The organism is Nocardioides aromaticivorans (assembly GCF_013408525.1).
GTDB lineage: Bacteria > Actinomycetota > Actinomycetes > Propionibacteriales > Nocardioidaceae > Nocardioides > Nocardioides aromaticivorans.
Genome location: NZ_JACBZM010000001.1, coordinates 4,228,822 through 4,251,436 on the forward strand (window position 1 = coordinate 4,228,822; position 22,615 = coordinate 4,251,436).

At 71.6% G+C, this 22,615-nt stretch carries 24 protein-coding genes; 20 read left to right on the forward strand and 4 right to left on the reverse strand.

What is annotated here, in order from left to right:
* Positions 1–32 precede the first annotated feature (32 nt).
* Positions 33–3,602 carry a DNA polymerase III subunit alpha gene (gene dnaE / locus BJ993_RS20310; protein WP_179650861.1) on the forward strand — a complete coding sequence of 1,190 codons (3,570 nt, stop codon included), beginning with the start codon at positions 33–35 and terminating at the stop codon, positions 3,600–3,602.
* Positions 3,599–4,162, forward strand: a complete 564-nt coding sequence (locus tag BJ993_RS20315) for a hypothetical protein (protein ID WP_179650863.1) — start codon at positions 3,599–3,601, stop codon at positions 4,160–4,162. The genes dnaE and BJ993_RS20315 overlap by 4 nt, the downstream gene beginning before the upstream one ends.
* Here BJ993_RS20315 and ybaK read toward each other — a convergent pair.
* The 3 genes from ybaK to BJ993_RS20330 are packed head-to-tail and all read right to left on the reverse strand — an operon-like array spanning position 4,104 to position 5,765.
* Entirely contained in the window at positions 4,104–4,592 is a 489-nt protein-coding gene (gene ybaK / locus BJ993_RS20320; protein ID WP_179650865.1) for a Cys-tRNA(Pro) deacylase, read from the reverse strand. The genes BJ993_RS20315 and ybaK overlap by 59 nt on opposite strands.
* Positions 4,592–5,257, reverse strand: coding sequence for an LON peptidase substrate-binding domain-containing protein (locus BJ993_RS20325; protein ID WP_179650866.1), 666 nt, complete (start codon positions 5,255–5,257; stop codon positions 4,592–4,594). The genes ybaK and BJ993_RS20325 overlap by 1 nt, the downstream gene beginning before the upstream one ends.
* Before the next feature lie 25 nt (positions 5,258–5,282).
* Complete coding sequence (locus tag BJ993_RS20330) at positions 5,283–5,765, reverse strand: SRPBCC family protein (RefSeq protein ID WP_036542427.1); 483 nt, start codon at positions 5,763–5,765, stop codon at positions 5,283–5,285.
* A 98-nt stretch (positions 5,766–5,863) separates the two neighbouring features.
* On the opposite strand from BJ993_RS20330, the gene BJ993_RS20335 reads away from it, so the two are divergent.
* The 13 genes from BJ993_RS20335 to BJ993_RS20395 all read left to right on the forward strand — a co-directional run bounded on the left by BJ993_RS20335 (position 5,864) and on the right by BJ993_RS20395 (position 17,361).
* Complete coding sequence (locus tag BJ993_RS20335) at positions 5,864–6,520, forward strand: TetR/AcrR family transcriptional regulator (RefSeq protein WP_179650868.1); 657 nt, start codon at positions 5,864–5,866, stop codon at positions 6,518–6,520.
* Between the two features lie 10 nt (positions 6,521–6,530).
* Positions 6,531–7,835: a histidinol dehydrogenase gene (gene hisD, locus BJ993_RS20340; protein WP_179650870.1), complete on the forward strand. Its 1,305-nt coding sequence runs from the start codon at positions 6,531–6,533 to the stop codon at positions 7,833–7,835.
* Positions 7,832–8,935, forward strand: coding sequence for a histidinol-phosphate transaminase (locus tag BJ993_RS20345; protein ID WP_179650872.1), 1,104 nt, complete (start codon positions 7,832–7,834; stop codon positions 8,933–8,935). Before hisD ends, BJ993_RS20345 begins: the two co-directional genes overlap by 4 nt.
* Positions 8,932–9,543 (forward strand): imidazoleglycerol-phosphate dehydratase HisB, encoded by a 612-nt coding sequence (gene hisB, locus BJ993_RS20350; protein WP_036542437.1) that lies wholly within the window; start codon positions 8,932–8,934, stop codon positions 9,541–9,543. Before BJ993_RS20345 ends, hisB begins: the two co-directional genes overlap by 4 nt.
* Positions 9,544–9,547: 4 nt before the next feature.
* Positions 9,548–10,213, forward strand: coding sequence for an imidazole glycerol phosphate synthase subunit HisH (gene hisH, locus BJ993_RS20355; protein WP_036542440.1), 666 nt, complete (start codon positions 9,548–9,550; stop codon positions 10,211–10,213).
* The gene (priA, locus tag BJ993_RS20360) at positions 10,210–10,947 is read left to right on the forward strand and encodes a bifunctional 1-(5-phosphoribosyl)-5-((5-phosphoribosylamino)methylideneamino)imidazole-4-carboxamide isomerase/phosphoribosylanthranilate isomerase PriA (RefSeq protein WP_036542443.1); all 738 of its coding nucleotides are present in this window, start codon (positions 10,210–10,212) and stop codon (positions 10,945–10,947) included. Before hisH ends, priA begins: the two co-directional genes overlap by 4 nt.
* Positions 10,944–11,720, forward strand: coding sequence for an imidazole glycerol phosphate synthase subunit HisF (gene hisF / locus BJ993_RS20365; protein ID WP_036542446.1), 777 nt, complete (start codon positions 10,944–10,946; stop codon positions 11,718–11,720). Before priA ends, hisF begins: the two co-directional genes overlap by 4 nt.
* A 385-nt stretch (positions 11,721–12,105) precedes the next feature.
* Positions 12,106–13,890 (forward strand): ABC transporter ATP-binding protein, encoded by a 1,785-nt coding sequence (locus BJ993_RS20370; RefSeq protein WP_308645651.1) that lies wholly within the window; start codon positions 12,106–12,108, stop codon positions 13,888–13,890.
* Entirely contained in the window at positions 13,887–15,707 is a 1,821-nt protein-coding gene (locus BJ993_RS20375; RefSeq protein ID WP_179650876.1) for an ABC transporter ATP-binding protein, read from the forward strand. The genes BJ993_RS20370 and BJ993_RS20375 overlap by 4 nt, the downstream gene beginning before the upstream one ends.
* On the forward strand, positions 15,704–16,045 hold the full coding sequence (hisI, locus tag BJ993_RS20380; RefSeq protein WP_179650878.1) for a phosphoribosyl-AMP cyclohydrolase: 342 nt from the start codon (positions 15,704–15,706) through the stop codon (positions 16,043–16,045). The genes BJ993_RS20375 and hisI overlap by 4 nt, the downstream gene beginning before the upstream one ends.
* Positions 16,038–16,658: a Trp biosynthesis-associated membrane protein gene (locus BJ993_RS20385; RefSeq protein WP_179650879.1), complete on the forward strand. Its 621-nt coding sequence runs from the start codon at positions 16,038–16,040 to the stop codon at positions 16,656–16,658. The genes hisI and BJ993_RS20385 overlap by 8 nt, the downstream gene beginning before the upstream one ends.
* 49 nt (positions 16,659–16,707) lie before the next feature.
* Positions 16,708–16,908, forward strand: a complete 201-nt coding sequence (locus BJ993_RS20390; protein ID WP_036542456.1) for an HGxxPAAW family protein — start codon at positions 16,708–16,710, stop codon at positions 16,906–16,908.
* A gap of 15 nt (positions 16,909–16,923) precedes the next feature.
* Positions 16,924–17,361 (forward strand): DUF2752 domain-containing protein, encoded by a 438-nt coding sequence (locus tag BJ993_RS20395; protein WP_179650881.1) that lies wholly within the window; start codon positions 16,924–16,926, stop codon positions 17,359–17,361.
* Between the two features lie 81 nt (positions 17,362–17,442).
* On the opposite strand, the gene BJ993_RS20400 is transcribed toward BJ993_RS20395, so the two are convergent.
* Positions 17,443–18,015 carry a DUF805 domain-containing protein gene (locus tag BJ993_RS20400; protein ID WP_207010451.1) on the reverse strand — a complete coding sequence of 191 codons (573 nt, stop codon included), beginning with the start codon at positions 18,013–18,015 and terminating at the stop codon, positions 17,443–17,445.
* Positions 18,016–18,163: 148 nt separating this feature from the next.
* Between BJ993_RS20400 and trpC the strand changes: the two genes are divergently transcribed.
* The 5 genes from trpC to lgt are packed head-to-tail and all read left to right on the forward strand — an operon-like array spanning position 18,164 to position 22,548.
* A complete protein-coding gene (gene trpC, locus BJ993_RS20405; RefSeq protein ID WP_179650883.1) occupies positions 18,164–18,967 on the forward strand; it encodes an indole-3-glycerol phosphate synthase TrpC in 804 nt (267 codons plus the stop codon).
* On the forward strand, positions 18,964–20,190 hold the full coding sequence (trpB, locus tag BJ993_RS20410) for a tryptophan synthase subunit beta (RefSeq protein ID WP_036542462.1): 1,227 nt from the start codon (positions 18,964–18,966) through the stop codon (positions 20,188–20,190). Before trpC ends, trpB begins: the two co-directional genes overlap by 4 nt.
* Complete coding sequence (gene trpA, locus BJ993_RS20415) at positions 20,187–20,999, forward strand: tryptophan synthase subunit alpha (RefSeq protein ID WP_179650885.1); 813 nt, start codon at positions 20,187–20,189, stop codon at positions 20,997–20,999. The genes trpB and trpA overlap by 4 nt, the downstream gene beginning before the upstream one ends.
* On the forward strand, positions 20,992–21,591 hold the full coding sequence (locus tag BJ993_RS20420; protein ID WP_308645652.1) for an SCO family protein: 600 nt from the start codon (positions 20,992–20,994) through the stop codon (positions 21,589–21,591). Before trpA ends, BJ993_RS20420 begins: the two co-directional genes overlap by 8 nt.
* Before the next feature lie 3 nt (positions 21,592–21,594).
* Entirely contained in the window at positions 21,595–22,548 is a 954-nt protein-coding gene (gene lgt, locus BJ993_RS20425) for a prolipoprotein diacylglyceryl transferase (RefSeq protein WP_308645653.1), read from the forward strand.
* Positions 22,549–22,615 lie beyond the last annotated feature (67 nt).

The window sequence follows — 22,615 nt, forward strand, 5'->3', positions numbered from 1 at the left end:
CCACCATCTCTCTCGAGGAGTCACCACACCCGATGGCAGCCGGTTCCGGGGAAGCGGACTTCGTCCACCTGCACGTCCACACCGAGTACTCCATGCTCGACGGGGCGTCGTTGCTCGACGGACTGTTCACGCGCGTCAACGACCTCGGCATGACGTCGATCGCCATGACCGACCACGGCAACCTGCACGGTGCCTACGACTTCTACTCCAAGGCCAAGAAGTACGGCGTCAAGCCGATCATCGGCATCGAGGCCTACCTGACCCCGGGCACTCCCCGCGGCGAGCGACGGCGGGTGCGCTGGGGCAAGGGCGATGCCGCCGAGGAGGGCGGCGACGACGTCGCCGGCGGCGGCGCGTACACCCACATGACGATGTGGGCGCAGAGCACCGAGGGCATGCACAACCTGTTCCGGCTCTCGTCCCGGTCCAGCCTCGAGGGCTACTACTTCAAGCCCCGGATGGACAAGGAGATCCTCGCCGAGCACAGCAAGGGCCTCATCGTCAGCACCGGCTGTCCCAGCGGCGCGATCCAGACCCGGCTCCGGCTCGGCCAGTGGGACGAGGCCGTGCGCGAGGCGGCCGAGCTGCAGGACATCTTCGGCAAGGAGAACGTCTTCCTCGAGCTGATGGACCACGGCATCTCGATCGAGAAGCGGGTCCGCGACGACCTGCTGCGCCTGGGCCGCGAGATGAACATCCCGCCGATCGCCACCAACGACTCGCACTACAACAACCCCGAGGACGCCGACGCCCACGACGCCCTCATCTGCGTGGCGTCCGGCAAGCGGCTCTCCGACACCAACCGGCTCAAGTTCGACGGCGGCGGCTACTACATCAAGTCCGCGGCCGAGATGCGCGAGCTGTGGGCCGACCGGTTCGGCATGCCCGAGGCCTGTGACAACACGGTCGCGATCGCAGAGCGCTGCTCGGTGGAGTTCAACGAGAACACCGGCGGCTACATGGCCAAGGCCGACATCCCCGCGGGCGAGACCGAGGAGTCCTGGTTCCGCAAGGAGGTCTGGCGCGGCATCGAGTCCCGCTACCCGGGCGACCGGTTGACCCAGGAGGTCAAGGACCGCGTCGAGATGGAGCTCGCGGTCGTCGCCCAGAAGGGCTACTGCGGCTACTTCCTCGTGGTCGCCGACTTCATCAACTGGTCCAAGGACAACGGCATCCGGGTCGGGCCGGGCCGTGGCTCCGGTGCGGGCTCGATCGCGGCGTACGCGCTGCGGATCACCGACCTGTGCCCGCTGGAGCACGGCCTCTACTTCGAGCGCTTCCTCAACCCCGAGCGGCCCTCGATGCCCGACTTCGACATCGACTTCGACGACGCCCGTCGCGGCGAGGTCATCCAGTACGTCTCCGACAAGTACGGCGCCGACCGGGTCTGCCAGATCGCCACCTTCGGCCGGCTGAAGTCCAAGGCCGCGATCAAGGACGCCGCCCGGGTGCTCGACCACGGGTTCGCGATCGGCGACAAGATCACCAAGGCGATGCCGCCCGACGTGATGGGCAAGGGCGTCCCGCTCAAGGAGATCTTCAACCCGGAGCACAAGCGCTACAACGACGGCGGCGAGTTCCGAGCGCTCTACGAGCAGGACGCCGACGTCCGCACGATCTACCAGACGGCGCTCGGCCTCGAGGGGCAGATCCGCAACTGGGGCGTGCACGCGGCCGGCGTGATCATGTCCAGCGAGCCCCTGCTGGACATCGTGCCGATCATGGCCCGCCCGCAGGACGGCGCCGTGATCACCCAGTTCGACTACCCGATGTGCGAGGCGCTCGGGCTGGTCAAGATGGACTTCCTCGGCCTGTCCAACCTGCGCATCCTCGAGGACGCGCTGGCCAACATCAAGGCCAACAAGGGTGAGGACGTCGTCCTCGAGGAGCTGCCGTTCGACGACCGGGCGACCTATGAGCTGATGGGCCGCGGTGACACCCTCGGCGTGTTCCAGCTCGATGGTGGGGGCATGCGTGCGCTGCTGCGCTCGATGCTGCCGGACAAGTTCGCCGACATCACGGCCGTCAGTGCGCTCTACCGGCCCGGCCCGATGGGCGCCGACTCGCACAACAAGTACGCCCACCGCAAGAACGGCCGGCAGCCGATCGAGCCGATCCACCCGGCGCTCGCCGATGCCCTGGAGCCGGTCCTGGGGGAGACCTACGGCCTGATCGTCTACCAGGAGCAGGTGATGGCGATCGCCCAGGTCCTGGCGGGCTACTCGCTGGGCGCTGCAGACAACATGCGCCGGGTCATGGGCAAGAAGAAGAAGGCCGAGCTCGATGCGCAGTTCGAGGGCTTCGAGGCCGGCATGCTCGAGCGCGGCTATCCCAAGGACGCGATCAAGACGCTGTGGGACATCCTCGTCCCGTTCGCCGACTACGCCTTCAACAAGTCGCACTCGGCGGCGTACGGCGTCATCACCTACTGGACCGCCTACCTCAAGGCCAACTACCCGACCGAGTACATGGCCGCCCTCCTGACGTCCGTCAAGGACGACAAGGACAAGATGGCGATCTACCTCAACGAGTGCCGACGGATGAAGATCCAGGTGCTGCCGCCCGACGTCAACGAGTCGGCGCACAACTTCACCGCCGTCGGTCCCGACATCCGCTTCGGCCTCACCGCCATCCGCAACGTCGGGTCCAATGTCGTCGACGGCATCGTGGCGGCCCGCACCGAGGAGGGCCGGTTCGCGGACTTCAACGACTTCCTCTCCAAGGTCCCGGCCCAGGTCTGCAACAAGCGGGTCATCGACTCGCTGATCAAGGCCGGCGCCTTCGACGACATGAAGCACAAGCGGCGTGCGCTGGTGGCGATCCACGAGACCGCCGTCGACCAGTACGTCGACATCAAGCGCAACGAGGCCATCGGCCAGGACTCGCTCTTCGCTGGGCTCGGCGACGACGACGGGGGCGATGGTGGCTTCGGCGTGAGCGTCGCGATCCCGGACATCGACGACTGGGACAAGATGACCCTGCTCGGCCACGAGCGGGAGATGCTGGGGCTCTACGTCTCCGACCACCCGCTGCTCGGTCTCGAGCACGTGCTGTCCAACGGCACGGACTGCACCATCGGCCAGCTGATGACCGACGAGGACCGTGCGCACAACTCGACGGTCACGGTGGCGGGCCTGATCACGTCGATCCAGCGCAAGATCACCAAGAACGGCGACCCCTGGGCCACGGTCACCCTCGAGGACCTCGAGGGCGCGATCGACGTCCTCCTGTTCCCGAGCAGCTACCGGCTCGCGGCGCCGTACCTCACCGAGGACGCGATCGTGCGGGTCCGCGGCCAGCTCGACACCGAGCGGGAGCCCTCGCAGCTGCGGGGCCAGGAGGTGACCGTCCCCGACCTGGAGAACACCGCCGACGGGCCCGTGGTGATCAGCCTTCCGTCGACGCGGTGCACCGGGCCGGTGGTGCAGCAGCTGAAGGACGTCCTGGTGACCCACGCCGGCCTGACCGAGGTCCGGCTGCAGCTGCTGAGCCGCGACTCCACCAAGGTCATGCGTCTGGGGGACAATCTCCGGGTGACTCCCTCCTCCGCGCTTTTCGCCGACCTCAAGCAGCTCCTCGGGCCGGGGTGCCTCGCCGGATGAGGCCGCAGGAGGCGCTCCGGGCGATCGTGGTCCCGGTGGTGCTGGGCGTCGCGCTCGGTGCTGCCGGCGGCTGGCTGTGGTGGACGTGGTGGGGCCCTGCCCCCGAAGGCAAGGTCTACGACACGGCCGCGGGCCCGACCTGGTACCCGGACCCGTTCGACCCCGGCATCACCCGTGACTTCAGCGGTACGGCGGACTTCGTGGTCATCGCCTTCGGCCTGGCCCTGCTGCTCGGCGTCGTCGCCGGCTGGTTCGCGCGCGACCGGGCGCTGGCCGGGCTCGCCGCGGTGGCCGTGGCGAGCGTGGTGGCGGGCGCGCTGATGACCGTCATTGGCTTGGTGCAGAGTCCGTCGGACCCGCAGGACAAGGTCGACGAGGTGAAGATCGGGACCGAGCTCCCCGGGCACCTCGAGGTCAGCGGCTGGACGCCCTATCTCGCCTGGCCGGTCGGCAGCCTGCTCGGCTACCTGGTCGTGATGCTCGCGCTGAACTCCCGCACGCCTAGCGGCGAATGGGAGCGACCCGGGCAGCCGTCATCCGAACCAGCTCTGCAGGACTGAGCTCGACCTCCATCCCGCGCCGTCCGGCCGAGACGAAGACCGTCTCGTGGTCGAGCGCGGTGTCGTCGACGACCGTCGGGTGCGTCCGGCGCTGGCCGATCGGCGAGATCCCGCCGACGACGTACCCGGTGGCGCGCTCAGCCGCCCTGGGGTCGGCCATCGCGGCCTTGCGGCCGTCGAGGGCCCGGGCGAGCGCCTTGAGGTCGAGCTGGCCGGCGACCGGCACGACGCCGACCACCAGTGCGCCGTCGAGGTCGGCGAAGAGCGTCTTGAACACGCGTCCCGGGTCGACCCCCATCGCCTCGGCGGCCTCGAGCCCGTAGGAGTCGGCGCGCGGGTCATGGGCGTACTCGTGGACGGTGAACGCCACGCCGGCAGCCGTGAGCGCCACCGTGGCCTGCGTGCCGCCGGCCGCCTTCCTGCGGGCCATCAGTTGGGACTCCACCGCGTCCGCGCCACCTCGGTGGCGGGCAGCGAGGTGATCACGTTCATCGCACGCAGCTCGGCGCGGAGCAGGTCGGTGACCAGCAGCAGCCGATCGGTGGGGTCGGCGGCCTCGAGCAGCTCCTGGCGCTCGCCGAGGGGGAGGGGGGTGCAGGCGGCGAGGGTCCAGGACAGGTAGGCGGGGTCGCGGGGGAGCTCGCCCTCGAGCGGGTCCCCGGCGATCTCGCGGACCATCGCGCGGTAGGCGGTGAAGGTCGCCCGGGCCCGCTCCACCACCTCGACGGGTACGACGACCTCGGGCTCGTTCAGCACCCGCACCTCACCCACCGGGAAGGTCTCGGTGGTGCGCAGCCGGTCGAGCTGGATCCGGTCGCGGCCGACCGCCACGATGTCGAAAGTGCCGTCGGGATTGCTCTCCACGTCGGTCAGCTGGAGGCGCACGCCGACCCGGAACAGCGACTGCGCGCCGTGGTCGCCGACCTCGTAGCCCTCACGGATCGCGACCGACCCGAACACCCGCTCGGCGGGATCATCGATCCGCAGCAGATGGTGGACCAGCGCCCGGTAGCGGTCCTCGAAGACGTGGAGCGGGAGGCTGACCCCGGGGTAGATCACCGCGTTGAGCGGGAACATGGGCAGCTCGTCGGACACGCCTCCGACCCTAGTGCCCGCCCGGCTACTGCTCGCGCTCCGCCGCGGCGCGGATGCTGGCGAGCGTCTCGCGCATCCCGGCGCGCAGGGTGTCGGTCAGCGTCTCCATGCCGCCGAGGTAGGCGTCGGTCAGCTGCCGGGACAGCTCGGAGATGCCGTCGGGCGCGTCCCGCCGCTGGTGCAGGACGGTGCCGCCGTCGGCGGTGGGCTCGAGCTCGAACGACCAGACCGCCCAGTTCTCCTCGATCCGGAAGGCCAGCGCCCGGCCGGGCTCGTGGCGCACCACCTCCCCGTGGGTGATCCAGGCCAGCTCACCCTGCACGTTGCGGTTGGTGAACCGGGTGCCCACGGCACAGGCCGTGGCGTCGCCGGCCAGCCGGGTCGAGTCGACCTGGGGGCTCCACTCGGCCATCCGGGTGGGGTCGCCAACGAGCGCCCAGACCGTCTCGGGGGAGGCGGCGATCGGCTCGTGGTCCTGCAGGGTCGGGACGTCGCTGCTGGTGGTCATGAGGGGCCTCCTGTCGGTAAGCGACCGATCGGTCGTCTATTGCCGCACCGTAGCCGCGCCGAGACAATGCGTCCAGTCGGTCGGGTATCTTGGTCGTCATGACTTCGACGGTCGACGGCCGGCGCGAGCGGGGCGATCGCACCCGCCGCCACGCCGCGCGCACGGCAGCCCGGCTCGCGACCGTGCAGGGCCTCGACTCGATCACCCTCGGCGCACTCGCCGAGGCGACCGGGGCCAGCAAGAGCGGGCTGCTGACCGTCTTCGGCAACCGTGAGGAGATCCTCGTCGCCGCGGTGGCCGAGGCCCGCACCCTGTACGTCGAGCACGTGATCGCGCCCGCGTGGACCGAGCCCTCGGGCACCCCCCGGTTGCGCGCGCTGCTCGACCACTGGGTGGGCTACCTGCGCGACGAGGTCTTCCCGGGCGGGTGCTTCGTGGCGACCACGTCGGCCGAGTTCGGCCACCGCGAGGGGCGCGTGGCGGACGCGGTCCGCGAGCTCAAGCGGGAGTGGATCGGCGTCCTGGAGCGCGAGCTGTCCGTGGCCGGCGTACCGGACCCCGCGGAGGCGGCGTTCCGCATCGACGCCTACCTCGTCGCCGCCAACACGCGCCGGGAGCTGTTCGGCGACGACGCCGCCCTCGACACCGGCCGCCGACTCGCCCTCGCCGTCCTCCCGCCAGTCCTCTCGCCGGTCGTCCCGCCAGTCGTCCCGGCAGGCGTCGCCGAGGCGGGGGAGGCACCGGCGGAACCGTAGAATCGGGGACATGTCCCTCATCCGCCGCATCGACCTGCGCGACGCCGACTCCTCGGTCGACTACCGCGCAGCAGTGCCCCGTGCCGACTTCGACATCGAAGCCGCGGTGCCGGCGGTGCATGCGATCTGCGAGGAGGTCCGCACCCGCGGGCTGGACGCGATCGTGGAGTTCGGCGAGAAGTTCGACGGCGTGCGCGTCGACGACATCCGGGTCGCCCCGGAGGTGATGCAGGCTGCCCTCGACAACCTCGACCCCGACATCCGCGCGGGCCTGGAGGAGTCGATCCGGCGCCTGCGGGCGACCTGCGCCAACGAGGTCGAGCAGGACGCGGTCACCGACCTCGGTCCCGGCGCCCGGGTGACCCACCGCAAGGTCCCGGTCGGGCGGGTCGGCCTCTACGTCCCCGGCGGCCTGGCGCCGCTGGTGTCCAGCGTGCTGATGAACGTCGTCCCGGCGCAGACCGCGGGCGTCGAGTCCATCGCCCTCGCGAGCCCGCCGCAGAAGGAGTTCGGGGGCTCGGTGCACCCGACGATCCTGGCGGCGTGCGCGCTGCTCGGCGTCGAGGAGGTGTACGCCGTCGGCGGCGCCCAGGCGATCGCGATGTTCGCCTACGGGGTCGGCCCCTGCCAGCGCGTCGACCTGGTCACCGGGCCCGGCAACATCTGGGTGGTCACCGCCAAGCGGATCCTCAAGGGCCAGATCGGCATCGACTCCGAGGCCGGTCCGACCGAGATCGCCATCCTCGCCGACGACACGGGCAACGCCGCCTACGTCGCGGCCGACCTGATCAGCCAGGCCGAGCACGACCCGCTGGCCGCCTCCGTCCTGGTGACGACGTCGGAGCGGCTCGCCGCGGACGTGGAGCACGAGCTCGAGCAGCAGGTCGCCGCCACCAAGCACACCGACCGGATCACGACCTCCCTCGGCGGGCGGCAGTCCGGCATCGTGCTCGTCCGCGACCTCGAGCAGGGCCTCGACGTGGTCAACGCCTACGCCGCCGAGCACCTCGAGATCCACACCGAGGACGCCGCCGACTGGGCCGCCCGCGTGCGCAACGCCGGCGCCATCTTCGTCGGCCCCTACGCCCCGGTCAGCCTCGGCGACTACTGCGCGGGGTCCAACCACGTGCTTCCGACCGCCGGTTGCGCGTGCCACTCCTCGGGCCTCTCGGTCCGCGCGTTCACCAAGTCGGTGCACGTCATCGACTACTCCGCCGCGGCGCTCGACGAGGTGGCCGGCCACGTCGTGACACTGGCCGAGGCCGAGGACCTGCCCGGACACGGCGCCGCCATCACCGTTCGGGTGGCTCGATGACCGAGCCGACCCCCTGGCCCCCGCTGCGCGAGGAGCTGCGCGGGATCGAGCCGTACGGCGCCCCGCAGCTCGACGTGCCGGTGCAGCTCAACGTCAACGAGAACCCCTACGGGCCCTCCCCGGCGTGCGTCGCCGACATCGCGACGGCCGCGGCCGAGGCGGCGGTGACGCTCAACCGCTACCCGGACCGCGAGTTCGTCGCGCTGCGCCAGTCGCTGGCCTGGTACCTCTCGCGCGACACCCTCGCCGGGATCCTCCCGGAGCAGGTCTGGGCGGCCAACGGCTCCAACGAGATCATGCTGCAGCTGCTGCAGGCCTTCGGCGGACCCGGCCGGACGGCGGTGAGCTTCGCGCCGACGTACTCGATGTACCCGGAGTACGCCCGCGACACGAACACCCGCTGGGTGGCCGGTCGTCGCGCCGACGACTTCTCGCTCGACCTCGACGCCGCGCGCGACCTGGTCAAGACCGAGCAGCCGAGCGTGATCCTGCTGCCGAGCCCCAACAACCCGACCGGCACGGCATTGCCGCCCGAGGCCGTCGGCGAGCTGTGCGAGGCCGCCGGTGACGGGCTGGTCGTCGTCGACGAGGCCTATGGCGAGTTCCGCCGTGAGGGGGTCCCGAGCGCGCTCGAGCTGCTGCCGTCGTACCGCAACCTCGTGGTGACCCGGACGATGAGCAAGGCGTTCGCCGGTGCCGGCCTGCGGCTGGGCTACCTCGCCGCGGCGCCGGAGATCTGCGACGCGATCCGCGTCGTGCGCCTGCCCTACCACCTCTCGGCGGTCACCCAGGCGGTCGCGCTGGCGGCGCTGCGCCACGCGCCCGAGCTCCTCGGCAAGGTCGACGAGCTGCGCGCGGAGCGCGATGCGCTCGTGACCTGGCTGCGCGCCGAGGGGTACGACGTCGCCGACTCGGACGCGAATTTCGTGTTGTTCGGGCGATTCGCCGACCGTCATGCTGTCTGGCAGGGTCTCCTCGACCGGGGAGTCCTGATCCGGGAGACCGGGCCCGAGGGGTGGCTGCGGGTCTCCGTCGGCACCCCCGACGAGATGGCGGCCTTCCGGGCCGCACTGACTGATGTGGATGGAGAGCGCGCATGAGTGCCAGGACTGCCCGCGTCGAGCGGCAGACGAGCGAGTCCAAGGTCCTCGTCGAGGTGGACATCGACGGCACCGGCCGTCACGACATCTCCACGGGCGTCGGCTTCTACGACCACATGCTCACCGCGTTCGCGCGCCACGCGCTGGTCGACCTGACCGTGCAGACCGAGGGCGACGTCCACATCGACGCGCACCACACGACCGAGGACACCGCCATCGCGCTCGGCCAGGCGCTGCGCGAGGCGCTCGGTGACAAGAAGGGGATCCGCCGCTTCGGCGACGCGACCGTCCCGCTCGACGAGGCGCTCGTGCACGCCGTCGTCGACGTGTCCGGCCGTCCCTACTGCGTGCACACCGGCGAGCCCGAGGGCCAGCAGTACGTCCAGCTCGGCGGCTCCGGCGTCTCCTACCTCGGCTCGCTGACCCAGCACGTCTTCGAGTCGATCGCCTTCCACGGCCACTTCGCGCTGCACGTGCGCGTGCTCGCGGGGCGCGAGCCGCACCACATCGTCGAGACGCAGTTCAAGGCGTTCGCGCGCGCCTTCCGCGACGCGGTCGCCCTCGACCCGCGCGAGACCGGCATCCCCTCCACGAAGGGCGCCCTGTAACCCGATGAGCGACCGCAAGCCGTCCGTCGTCGTCCTCGACTACGGCTCCGGCAACCTGCGCTCCGCCGTGCGCGCCGTCGAGCGCGCGGGTGCGGAGGTGACGCTGACCGGCGACCTCGAGGCCGCCATGGAGGCCGACGGCCTGCTGGTGCCCGGTGTCGGCGCCTACGAGGCGTGCATGCGCGGCCTGCGCGCGATCCGCGGCGAGCGGATCATCGCTCGGCGGCTGTCCGGCGGCCGCCCCGTCCTGGGCATCTGCGTGGGCATGCAGATCCTCTTCGAGCGCGGCATCGAGCACGGCGTCGAGACCGAGGGCTGCGACGAGTGGCCCGGCGTCGTCGAGCGCCTGCAGGCGCCGATCGTGCCGCACATGGGCTGGAACACCGTCGAGGTGCCCGAGGGCACCCGGCTGTTCGCGGGCATCGAGGACGAGCGCTTCTACTTCGTGCACTCCTACGGCGTGCGCGACTGGACGCTGGTCACCAACGACCGCACGCCCGACAGCCACCAGCCGCTCGTCACCTGGGCGGAGACGGGATCTGTCGAGGGGGCGGGCGACCGCTTCGTCGCCGCCGTCGAGAACGGACCACTCTGCGCCACGCAGTTCCACCCGGAGAAGTCGGGGGACGCGGGCGCGCAACTGCTGAGGAATTGGGTGAAGTCGCTGTGACCTCCTACCTGGAGCTGCTGCCCGCCGTCGACATCAAGGGCGGCCAGGCCGTCCAGCTGGTGCAGGGCGTGGACGGCTCGGAGAAGCGCTTCGGCGACCCGATCGAGGCCGCGCTGCGCTGGCAGGAGGCCGGCGCCGAGTGGCTGCACCTGGTCGACCTCGACGCGGCGTTCGGCCACGGCCAGAACCGCGAGCTGCAGGCCGAGATCGTCGGTCGGCTCGACATCAAGGTCGAGATGAGCGGCGGCATCCGTGACGACGAGTCGCTCGAGGCCGCGATGGCGACCGGCTGCCGCCGGGTCAACATCGGCACCGCCGCGCTCGAGCAGCCCGAGTGGTGCGCCAAGGCGATCGCGACGTACGGCGACCGCGTGGCCGTCGGCCTCGACGTCCGCGGCCGCACGCTGGCCGCCCGCGGGTGGACCCAGGAGGGCGGCGACCTCTACGAGACGCTGGCCCGCCTCGACGCCGAGGGCTGTGCGCGCTATGTCGTCACCGACGTCAACAAGGACGGCATGCTGCAGGGCCCGAACCTCCAGCTGCTGCAGGACGTCTGCGCCGCCACCGACCGCCCGGTCGTGGCCTCCGGCGGCGTCACCACGCTCGACGACATCCGTGCGCTGATGGAGCTCGTCCCCGTCGGGGTCGAGGGCGCCATCGCCGGGACCGCCCTCTACACCGGCCAGTTCACCCTCGAGGACGCGCTGGCGCTCACCAAGGGCGGCCTCGTATGACCTTGGCCGTCCGGGTGATCCCGTGCCTGGACGTCGACGCCGGCCGCGTGGTCAAGGGCGTCAACTTCCAGGACCTCCGTGACGCCGGCGACCCGGTCGAGCTCGCCAAGCTGTACGACGCCGAGGGCGCCGACGAGCTGACCTTCCTCGACATCTCCGCCTCCCACGAGGGCCGGGCCACCACGATGGAGATCGTCTCCGCGACGGCCGAGCAGGTCTTCATCCCGCTCACCGTCGGCGGGGGAGTCTCCTCGGTCGAGGACGTCGACCGCCTGCTCCGCGCCGGCGCCGACAAGGTGGCGGTCAACACGGCCGCCATCAAGCGGCCCGAGCTGATCGCCGAGATCGCCCAGCGCTTCGGCAACCAGGTGCTGGTGCTCTCGGTCGACGCCCGGCGGGTGCCGGCCGGCTCCGAGGTGCGCACCGACTCCGGGTTCGAGGTCACCACCCACGGCGGGCGCCAGTCCGCCGGCATCGACGCCATCGAGTGGGCCGTGCGCGCGGCCGAGCTGGGCGCGGGGGAGATCCTGCTCAACGCGATGGACGCCGACGGGACCACCGACGGCTTCGACCTCGAGCTGATCCGCAAGGTCCGTGCCGAGGTCTCGATCCCGGTGATCGCCTCCGGCGGCGCCGGTGCGGTCGAGCACTTCCCGCCAGCCGTGGAGGCCGGCGCCGACGCGGTCCTCGCCGCGACGGTCTTCCACTTCGGGACGCTGCGGATCGCGGACGTGAAGGAGTCGCTCGCCGGAGCAGGCGTGCCCGTCCGCTGAGGCGGTGACCGGGCCCGTCGGGTGGATGCGAGCCTCAGGGACCTGTTCCATCGGCACCGTGGCCGGCGAGCTCCCCGAGCGTGCCGGTCGGTGTCTCCCGGGCCGGCGGCGTACGAAGGTCAGGTGCTGCTGCCTCGGGACCTGCGCACGCGCTCATCGACAGTCCGAGCGCGACGCAGAGGATCCCGAGGCGGGTACCGATGGGGTCCACGGTGCCCTTCCTCTCGTCGTTGGTGACGTCGAGGGTCGCCGTTGCGAGAGGTGGCCGCAACCGCCGCCGGGGCCGCCTGTGGACAAGCTGCGGCGTCCGTCCTCGTCGGCGGTGCGGAATAGGCTCCACCGGGCCCGGGTTGGGCTGAGGTTCACGAGTGGAGAGCAGGGATCAGTGGCAACGGCAGGGAGCACCCCCAGCACCGGTACGACGTCCGCGGGGTTCGGTGTCCTCTGGGTGGCCATCAAGCGCGAGCCCTGGATCTTCACCCTCTCCACGGTCGGGAGCGTGCTCTTCGGGGCGCTGACCGTCGCCGACGCGTGGGTGCTGGGCTGGTCGACCGACCACGTCGTGCTGCCGGCCTTCAAGAACGGCGAGATCGGCGGTGGCCTGCTCTGGGCCGTGCTGGGACTCTTCGTCGGGGTGGCCATCCTGCGTGCGGTCGGCATCGTCGCGCGCCGCCTGGGCGCGGGTGTCATGCAGTACCGCATGCAGGCGCACAGCCGCCGCGCCGTCACCCGGCAGTACCTCCGACTCCCGATGGAGTGGCACCAGCGGCACCCGACCGGCGAGCTGCTGTCCAACGCCAACTCCGACGTCGAGGCCGCCTGGGGACCGATCGCGCCGCTCCCGATGGCAGTCGGCACGGTCGCGATGATGGTGATCGCGGTCGTGCAGATGCTGCTGACCGACCTGGCGCTCGCGACGGTCGGACTGCTGGTCTTCCCGGTGGTCATCGGCACCAATGTCGTCTACCAGCGCCTCGCCCAGGGCTGGGCCACCCGCGCCCAGCAGCTGCGCGCCGAGCTGTCCGAGATCGCGCACGAGTCCTTCGACGGCGCGCTCGTCGTGAAGACCCTCGGCCGTGAGCCCGAGGAGACCGAGAGGTTCCGGGCGAAGGCCGTCGAGCTGCGCGAGGCCAACATCAGGGTCGGCCGGATCCGCGCCGCCTTCGACCCCACGCTCGCCGCGCTGCCCAACCTCGCGGTCCTCGTGGTCCTCGTGCTCGGGGTGCACCGCGTCATGTCCGGTGCCACCGTGGCCGGCGACGTCGTGACGGTGACCTACCTGCTCACGGTCGTCGCGTTCCCGATCCGCTCGATCGGCTGGCTCCTCGGCGACTTCCCGCGCAGCGTCGTCGGCTACCGCCGCGTGGCCGCGGTGCTGCGCGCCTCCGGCGCCATGGAGTACGGCGACCAGGTGCTCGCCGCCCACGAGGGCGGCGCGCGGCTCGAGGTGGCCGGTGCGGAGTTCGGCTACACCCCGGACCGCCCGCTCCTGCGCGACCTGAGCTTCGACGTCGCGCCGGGCCGCACGGTCGCCCTCGTCGGCGCGACCGCGTCCGGCAAGAGCACCCTGACCACGCTGGTGGCACGGCTGGTCGACGTCGACGGCGGCGCGATCCGGGTCGACGGCACGGACGTGCGCGACCTTCGGCGCGGCGCGCTGGCGGAGGCGCTGGCCGTCGTACCGCAGACGGCGTTCCTGTTCGACGACACCGTCCGGGGCAACGTGACGCTGGGCCTCGACGTCCCCGACGCCGACGTGTGGGAGGCGCTGCGCACGGCACAGGCCGACGGGTTCGTCGCGGCCCTGCCCGACGGGCTCGACACGCGGCTGGGGGAGCGCGGCACCACCCTGTCGGGCGGCCAGCGGCAGCGGCTCTCGCTCGCCCGGGCCCTGGTCCGGCGACCCCGCCTGCTGGTCCTCGACGACGCCACCTCCGCCGTCGACCCCGAGGTGGAGGCGCGGATCCTCGGCGCGCTCGGCTCCACCGACACCACGCTCGTCGTCGTCGCCTACCGCAAGGCCACGATCGGCCTCGCCGACGAGGTGCTCTACCTCGTCGACGGTGCCATCGCCGACCGCGGCCCGCACGACGAGCTCGTCGCACGCAACGCCGACTACGCGCGCCTGGTCAACGCCTACGAGACCGACGAGCAGGAGGTGCCGGCATGAGCACCGCGCTGCACACCGGCGAGGACATCGGCGCCTGGGAGACCATCCGCCGCGGCGTGCGCCACTCGCCCGAGCTGGTCGAGGGCATCGGTCGCACGCTGCTGCTGGCCGTGCTCGCCTCCGTCGGCCAGGTCATCGTGCCGATCGCGATCCAGCAGACGGTCGACAAGGGCCTGCGCGGTCCGGACGGCCCCGACGTCACCTTCACCACCTGGCTCGCCCTCGCGGCCGGTGCGGCGATCGTGGTGACCAGCTGGGCGTCGTACGCCATGACGGCGCGCCTGTTCTCCACGGCCGAGCGCGGGCTGGCGACGCTGCGGGTGAAGGCTTTCCGCCACGTGCACGACCTCCCGCTGCTCACGCAGAACACCGAGCGCCGCGGCGCCCTCGTCTCGCGGGTCACGAGCGACGTCGACCAGGTGAGCCAGTTCCTCGTCTTCGGCGGCCTGCTCTTCGTGGTGAGCGTCGGCCAGATGCTCGTCGCCACCCTCGTGATGCTCTTCTACAGCTGGCAGCTCGCCCTCGTCGTGTGGCTCTGCTTCGCGCCGCTCTTCCTGAGCCTGCGCTACTTCCAGCGCAAGCTCGCCGCCGCCTACGGGACCGTACGACGCCAGGTCGGCGTGCTGCTCTCCGCGGTGTCCGAGCCCGTGGTCGGCGCGACGGTGGTGAAGTCCTACGCGATCGAGGACCGCACCCAGGAGCGCATCGACCTGGCGATCGACACGCACAAGGCGGCGAGCACGCGGGCCCAGGGGTTCACGGCGTTCTCGTTCAGCCTCGGCGGGATCTCGGCCGGCTTCGCCAACGCGGGTGTGCTCATCGTCGGCATCTGGCTGGGCCAGGGCTTCGCGTGGGGGGAGGGGATCACCGCGGGCGAGGTGCTCGCCTTCGCCTTCCTGGTCACCCTCTTCGTCGGCCCGGTGCAGATGGGCACCCAGATCCTCACCGACGCCCAGAACGCCATCGCCGGCTGGCGTCGGGTGATCGGCATCCTCGACACCCCCGCCGACCTCGTCGACCCCGGCCGGGACGGGCAGACGCTGCCGAAGGGCGCGATCGACGTCCGGTTCGAGGGCGTCGGGTTCGCCTACCCGGGCGGCTCGGAGGTCCTCAGCGACATCGACCTGGCGATTCCCGCCGGCCAGCGGGTCGCCGTCGTCGGTGAGACCGGCTCGGGCAAGTCGACGATCGCCAAGCTGCTGACCCGGCTGATGGACCCGAGCCGCGGACGCGTCCTGCTCGACGGCGTCGACCTCCGCGAGATCAGCGAGGCGGCGCTGCGCAGCAGCGTGGTCCTGGTGCCGCAGGAGGGCTTCCTCTTCGACGACACCCTGGCCGCCAACGTCCGCTACGGCCGCCTCGGCGCCACCGCCGAGGAGATCCAGCAGGCGGCCGACTCCATCGGCCTCGGTGACTGGCTCGCCGGGCTGCCCGACGGCGTGGAGACGCGGGTGGGCCAGCGCGGCGAGTCGCTGTCGGCGGGGGAGCGCCAGCTCGTCGCGCTGCTCCGGGCCCAGCTCGCCGACCCCGACCTGCTCGTGCTCGACGAGGCGACCAGCGCCGTCGACCCCGAGCTCGAGACCCGGATCGCGCGGGCCCTGGAGAGCCTGATGACCGGCCGCACCTCGGTCACCATCGCGCACCGCCTCTCGACCGCCGAGGCGGCGGACGTGGTGGTCGTGGTCGACCGCGGCCGGATCGTGCAGCACGGCCCGCACCGCGAGCTGGTGCAGCAGGCGGACACGCCGTACGCACGGCTCCACGCGTCGTGGGTCGCGCAGCGCGGCACCACCCCTGACCGGATAATGGAGCCGTGACCTCCCTCGACCCCGCCATCGCCGACCGGCTCAAGCTGACCGACGACGGGCTGCTGCCCGCCGTCGTGCAGCAGCACGACACCGGCGAGGTGCTGATGCTCGCGTGGATGGACACCGAGGCGCTGCACCGCACGCTGACGACCGGGCGGGCGACCTACTGGAGCCGCTCCCGCAACGAGTATTGGGTCAAGGGCGAGACGTCCGGCAATCCCCAGCACGTCCACGAGGTCCGGCTCGACTGCGACGGCGACACCCTCCTCGTCAAGGTCGACCAGGTCGGCGTCGCGTGCCACACCGGTGCCCGGACCTGCTTCGACGACGGGCTGCTCAGTGGCTGAGCGCCCGGCGCCGGCCGGCCGTCGTACCTTCGGGCCGACGGTGCTCCTCGGCATCGCGGGCAGCGGGTTCGCCGCCGTCGCCGGGCACAAGGAGATGCTGACCGTCCCGGAGTCGACGCTGACGGCTGCGGGCGGGCTCGCCCGGACGGTCCAGGACCGGTCCGTGGAGTTCCCGCTCGCCGGCGCGCTGGCCCTGGTGGCGCTGGCCGCCTGGGGAGTCCTGCTGGTCACCCGCGGCGTCGTGCGCCGGATCGTCGCCGTCCTCGCGCTCGTCGCGGCGGCCGGCATCGGGGTCGTCGTCGTGGTCGGCGGCTTCGTCCAGGACGACTCCGCCGCCGGCGACCTCGCGATCCGGCTGGGCCTCAACGCCTCCGCCGTCGAGGTCGAGCGCACCCCGTGGCTGTGGATCGCCCTGCTGACCTCGCTCGTGGCCTTCCTGGCCGCCGGTGCCGCCGTCCGGATAGTCCCGGAGTGGCCCGAGATGGGCACCCGGTACGACGCCCCGGGCGCCGCCGCCGACGCCTCGCCCCCGCCCGCCGGCGCCCCGGAGGACCGCTCCAACCTCGACCTGTGGAAGTCACTGGACGAGGGCAGCGACCCGACGGAGAGCTGACCCCCTAGAATCCTCCTGACCGACCCGCTTGAACGAGGAGTTCCCACCCATGGCCGACAACCACGGCAACACCCCCGCCGCCTGGACTGCAGTGCTGGTCTCGCTGGTCGGCTTCGTGGTCGGCGCCATCGGAATGTCCGTCTCGCCGCTGAACTGGCCGCTCTTCTGGATCGGCGCGGTCATCGCGGTCGCGGCCGGCCCGCTGTTCCTCGTCCTCGTGAAGATGGGCCTGCACGAGTCGAGCCACTGAGGCTCGGCCGAGGTCATGACCCTCACGGCACCCTCCACGCCCGCCACCGGGGTCTCCCGGTGGCGCCGGATGGTGCCACCCGCCGCGGTGGCCGGCGGCCTCGCGGCCGCCACGCTGGCGCTGCACCTGCGTGACCCCCACGACCAGAACAGCTGGGGGATCTGCCCGACGGCAGCGATGGGCTTCTCCTGCCCGGGCTGTGGCGGCCTGCGTGCCGTCAACGACCTCGGCAACCTGCAGATCGGCGCCGCGGCGTCGAGCAATTTGCTCTTCGTGCTGTCGCTGCCGTTCATCGCCTACGCCTTCTACCGCTGGGCGCACGGCCGCTGGACCGGGACCCCGTGGAGTCCGTCCGACCGCTCGCTCAACAGGTCGGCGATCATCCTGGGCGTGGCGATGCTCGTCTTCACGGTGCTGCGCAACCTGCCCGCCGGCGCCTGGCTCGCGCCCTGACGAGCGGCCGGCCCGCACCTGACATGCAACGACGCCCCGGACCAACGGTCCGGGGCGTCGTGACGTCCTGAGCGGCAGTGACTACTGGCCGTAGGGGTTGCCGTAGCCGCCCCCGCCGAAGTTCTGCCCACCGCCGACGCGGTCGTACTTCGCACCCTCGGGCTTCGAGGGCAGGCACATCATCACCAGCTGGATGATGCCGCCACAGCCCGGGATGAAGCCGAGCAGGTACATCCAGCCGCTGAAGCCGCCGTCGTGCAGGCGCCGCACGCCGATGGCGATGCTCGGCACGATGGTCGCGAGGAAGTACACCAGGAACAGCAGGCCGAAGATCAGCGTCAGCGCCGTGGACTCGGCCGCGAGCCCGATGAAGAGCAGGACGTAGAGCACCACGCCGATCAGACCGACGCCGAGCGCGTACCACCAGTACTCGCTGCGGCTGGCGCGACCGTCGAAGCGTGCGTACTTCTTGAACGCCCGCTGGACCGCGGCGCCGAACCCGATGCCGTAGTAGGGCAGGTCGAGGGTGCCGGGGTCACCGGAGGTGGGGCCACCGAAGGGCGCACCGCCGCCGTAGGGCGGCTGCTGGCCGTAGGGGTTGCCACCGTAGGGAGGCTGGTTGCCGGGCGGGGGCGGCGGAGATCCGTAGCTCACGCTGATCCTTCTGGGTCGGGCCCGGCCGAAATCCGGGCGGTCGCAGCAGCCTAACCGCGTCGGCGCCCCGGAAACCATCGGCTGGCCGGAGGTCCACAAGTCCAGCCACTGTGCGGTGCGTTCCCTGCCGCGTGGAACACTGACAGCGATGGGAACTGTGCTTGACGAGATCGTCGCCGGTGTTCGCGAGGACCTCGCGCTCCGGCAGGCGAGTGTGCCCGAGGCCGACCTGCGTGCCGCCCTCGCCGACGCTCCGGCGCCGCGCGACCCGATGCCGCACTTCCGCGGCGCGGGCTCGAGCGTGATCGCCGAGGTGAAGCGGAAGAGCCCGAGCAAGGGCGAGCTGGCCGACATCCCCGATCCCGCCGCGCTGGCGAAGGAGTACGCCGCCGGCGGCGCCGCCGCGATCAGCGTGCTCACCGAGCAGCGGCGCTTCGGCGGGAGCCTGGACGACCTGCGCGCCGTGCGGGCCGCGGTCGAGGTGCCCGTGCTGCGCAAGGACTTCATCGTCACCGAGTACCAGCTGCTCGAGGCCCGGGCGGCGGGTGCCGACCTGGCGCTGCTGATGGCCTCGTGCCTGCCGGACGACCGGCTGGACCGGTTGCACGACCTCGCCCGCGAGCTCGGGCTGACGGTGCTGCTGGAGGTGCACGACGAGGCCGAGACGGAGCGCGCGATCGAGATCGGCGCCGAGCTGATCGGTGTCAACGCGCGCAACCTGAAGACGCTCGAGGTCGACGCCGGGACCTTCGGCCGCCTCGCGCCGCTGGTGCCGGCCGACCGGGTCCTGGTCGCCGAGTCCGGCATCACCGGGCAGGCCGACGTGCAGCGCTTCGTCGACGAGGGCGCCCGTGCGGTGCTGGTCGGTGAGGCGCTGGTCAGGGACGGAGCACCGAGGGACGCCGTGGCCGCGATGACCGGCCTGCAACGGAGGAGTGGAGAGCAGCGATGACTGGCGCAGGGAGCACGTACGACGCCGACGCGCTCGGCTGGTTCGGAGGCGCGGGCGCCTTCGGCGGCCGATTCATGCCCGAGGCCCTCATGGCCGCGTTGGACGAGCTCGACATCGCCTGGCAGAAGGCGATGGTCGACCCGACGTTCACCGCGGAGTTCGAGGACCTGCTGCAGAACTACGCCGGCGTCCCGAGCATGCTCTACGACGCGAAGCGGCTCTCCGAGCACGCCGGCGCGCGCATCCTGCTCAAGCGTGAGGACCTCAACCACACCGGCGCGCACAAGATCCGCAACGTGCTCGGCCAGGCGCTGCTGACCAAGCGGATGGGCAAGACGCGCGTCATCGCCGAGACCGGCGCCGGCCAGCACGGCGTGGCCTCGGCGACGGCGGCGGCGTACCTCGGGCTCGACTGCACCGTCTACATGGGCGAGGTCGACACCGAGCGCCAGGCCCTCAACGTCGCGCGGATGCAGCTGCTCGGCGCCGAGGTGATCCCGGTCAGGAGCGGCTCGCGGACCCTGAAGGACGCGATCAACGAGGCCCTGCGCGACTGGGTCGCCAGCGTGGACCACACCGCCTACCTCTTCGGCACGGCCGCGGGCCCGCACCCGTTCCCGAGCCTCGTGCTCAGCTTCGTGCGCGGCATCGGCGACGAGGCGCGCCAGCAGTGCCTCGACCTCACCGGCGCCCTGCCCGACGCCATCGCGGCGTGTGTGGGCGGCGGCTCCAACGCCATCGGGCTGTTCGCGGGCTTCGTCGACGACCCGGAGGTCGCGATCTACGGCTTCGAGGCAGGCGGCGACGGCGTCGAGACCGGTCGCCACGCCGCGACGATCTTCGCCGGCTCGATCGGGGTGCTCCACGGGGCGCGCACCTTCGTGCTCCAGGACGACGACGGCCAGACGGTCGAGTCGCACTCGATCTCCGCCGGCCTGGACTATCCCGGCGTCGGCCCGCAGCACGCCGCGCTCGCGGCGGGCGGCCGGGCGTCGTACCTCCCGGTGACCGACGCCGAGGCGATGGACGCGATGGCCCTGCTGGCGCGCACCGAGGGCATCATCCCGGCGATCGAGAGCGCCCACGCGATCGCGGGCGCGCTGAAGGTCGCGAAGGACCGGCCGGGCCAGACCCTGCTGGTCAACCTCTCGGGCCGCGGCGACAAGGACATGGGCACCGCCATGGAGTGGTTCCACCTCGGTGAGGCGGGGGAGAAGAAGTGACCAGCACGAGCACCGCGTTCGCGAAGGCGCGGGCCGAGGGTCGCGCTGCCCTCGTCGGCTACCTGCCCGCGGGCTTCCCCGACGTCGACGGCAGCATCGCCGCGCTCAAGGCCATGGTCGACGCCGGCTGCGACGTCATCGAGATCGGCCTGCCCTACAGCGACCCGGTGATGGACGGCCCGACGATCCAGGCCGCCGCGCAGCAGGCGCTCGAGGCGGGGGTGCGCACCACCGACGTGCTGCGCACGGTCGAGGCGGTCGCGGCGACCGGTGTGCCGACGCTCGTGATGACCTACTGGAACCCCATCGAGAGGTACGGCGTCGAGCGGTTCGCCCAGGACCTGGCGGACGCCGGGGGAGCGGGCCTGATCACGCCCGACCTCACGCCCGACTTCGCTCCCGAGTGGATCGCGGCCGCCGACGCGCGCGACCTCGACAAGGTCTTCCTCGTCGCGCCGTCGTCGACCGACGAGCGGATCGCCCTGACCACGGCCGCCTCGCGCGGCTTCGTCTACGCGACCGGGATCATGGGCGTCACCGGCACGACGCAGGCCACGGCCGCCGGGGTGGCGCCGCTGATCGAGCGCACCAAGGCGCTGAGCCCGAACGGCGGGGCCGACCTTCCCGTGAGCGTCGGGGTCGGGGTGAGCACCGGTGCGCAGGCGGCCGCCCTGGCGGCGTACGCCGACGGCGTGATCGTCGGCTCGGCGTTCGTCCGGACCCTGCTGGACCACCCGGACGACCGGGCGGCGGGCCTCGCGGCGCTGAAGTCCCTGACCGAGGAGCTGGCGGGGGGCGTTCGTGCGTAGGCTCGCAGTGCTGTGCGCACTGCTCGGCCTGGTGATGGCCGCCTGCGGCACGGCCGACGAGAAGGCCGAGTTCACCGGCACCCGGCTGGAGCAGCCCTACCAGGCGCCGGACATCGCGCTGACCGACACCGACGGGAAGCCGTACTCGCTCGCGGCCAGCACCGACAAGCCGCTCACCCTGGTCTTCTTCGGCTACACCAACTGCCCGGACTTCTGCCCGCTGGTGCTCAACAACATCGCGGCCGGGCTCAACCAGCTCGACGCCGCCGACCGCAAGAAGGTCGACGTCGTGCTGGTCACGACGGACCCCGAGCGCGACGACGAGAAGACCATGCGCGCCTATCTCGACCGCTACGACAAGTCGTTCATCGGCCTGACCGGCGACCTCGACACGATCATCGAGCTCGGCGAGCCGATCCACGTCTACGTCAACGACGGCAAGAAGCTGCCGACCGGGGGCTACGACCTCGGCGGCCACTCGACCTTCACCCTGGCCATCGACAGCCACGACGAGGCCGTCGTCCTGTGGAACCAGGAGACCTCGGCCGCCGAGTTCGCGGCGGACATCCACACCCTGCTCACCGAGGACTGACCCGTGCTGCCCCAGCTGATCACCGCCACGATCCCGAGCCCGGCCAACGGCGTGTGGCACATCGGGCCGTTCCCGCTGCGCGGCTACGCGCTGTGCATCATCCTCGGCATCGTCGTCGCCATCTGGATCGGCGAGAAGCGCTGGCAGGCGCGCGGGGGCACGCTGGGCGAGGTCCAGGACGTCGCTCTCTGGGCCGTGCCCTTCGGCCTCGTCGGCGCACGGCTCTACCACGTCGCGACCGACTGGGAGAAGTACTTCGGCTCCGACGGCTCGCCCGTCGACGCGCTCTACGTCTGGCACGGCGGCCTCGGCATCTGGGGCGGCGTCGGCCTGGGGGCCGTGGGCGCCTGGATCGGCGCCCGCCGCAAGGGGATCCGGCTGCTGCCGATGCTGGACGCGCTCGCGCCCGGCGTCCTGGTGGCGCAGGCGATCGGCCGCTGGGGCAACTGGTTCAACCAGGAGCTCTACGGCCGCCCGACCGACCTGCCGTGGGGCCTGGAGATCGACCAGGACCACTGGCAGTGCCTGGTCGACGGCGTGCAGACCTCCGGCAAGTACTGCGGCACCGCCTTCGGCGGACCGTACGCGGACGGCACGGTCTTCCATCCGACCTACCTCTACGAGTGCCTCTGGAACCTCGCCGCCTTCGCGCTGATCATCTGGCTCGAGCGTCGCTACCGCCTCGGGCACGGCCGGGTGATGGCCGTCTACGTCATGGCCTACACGCTGGGCCGGGGCTGGATCGAGTACATCCGCGTGGACAACGTGCAGCTCGAGGACGTCCTCGGCCTGCGCTTCAACGTGTGGACCTCGATCGTGCTCTTCGTCCTCGCGGCGGCGTACTTCGTGTGGTCGCTGCGCAACCGGCCCGGCCGGGAGGAGGACGTGTACGTCGACGGGCGGGCCACCACGCCGGACGAGGTGGCGGAGGACACACGTCCAGCATCTGATCTGTAGTTTCCAAATTAATTCAGCCGAACCAGTAGACTTAATGCAGTTGCTGGTTCGGCCATCGGGGGCCGCC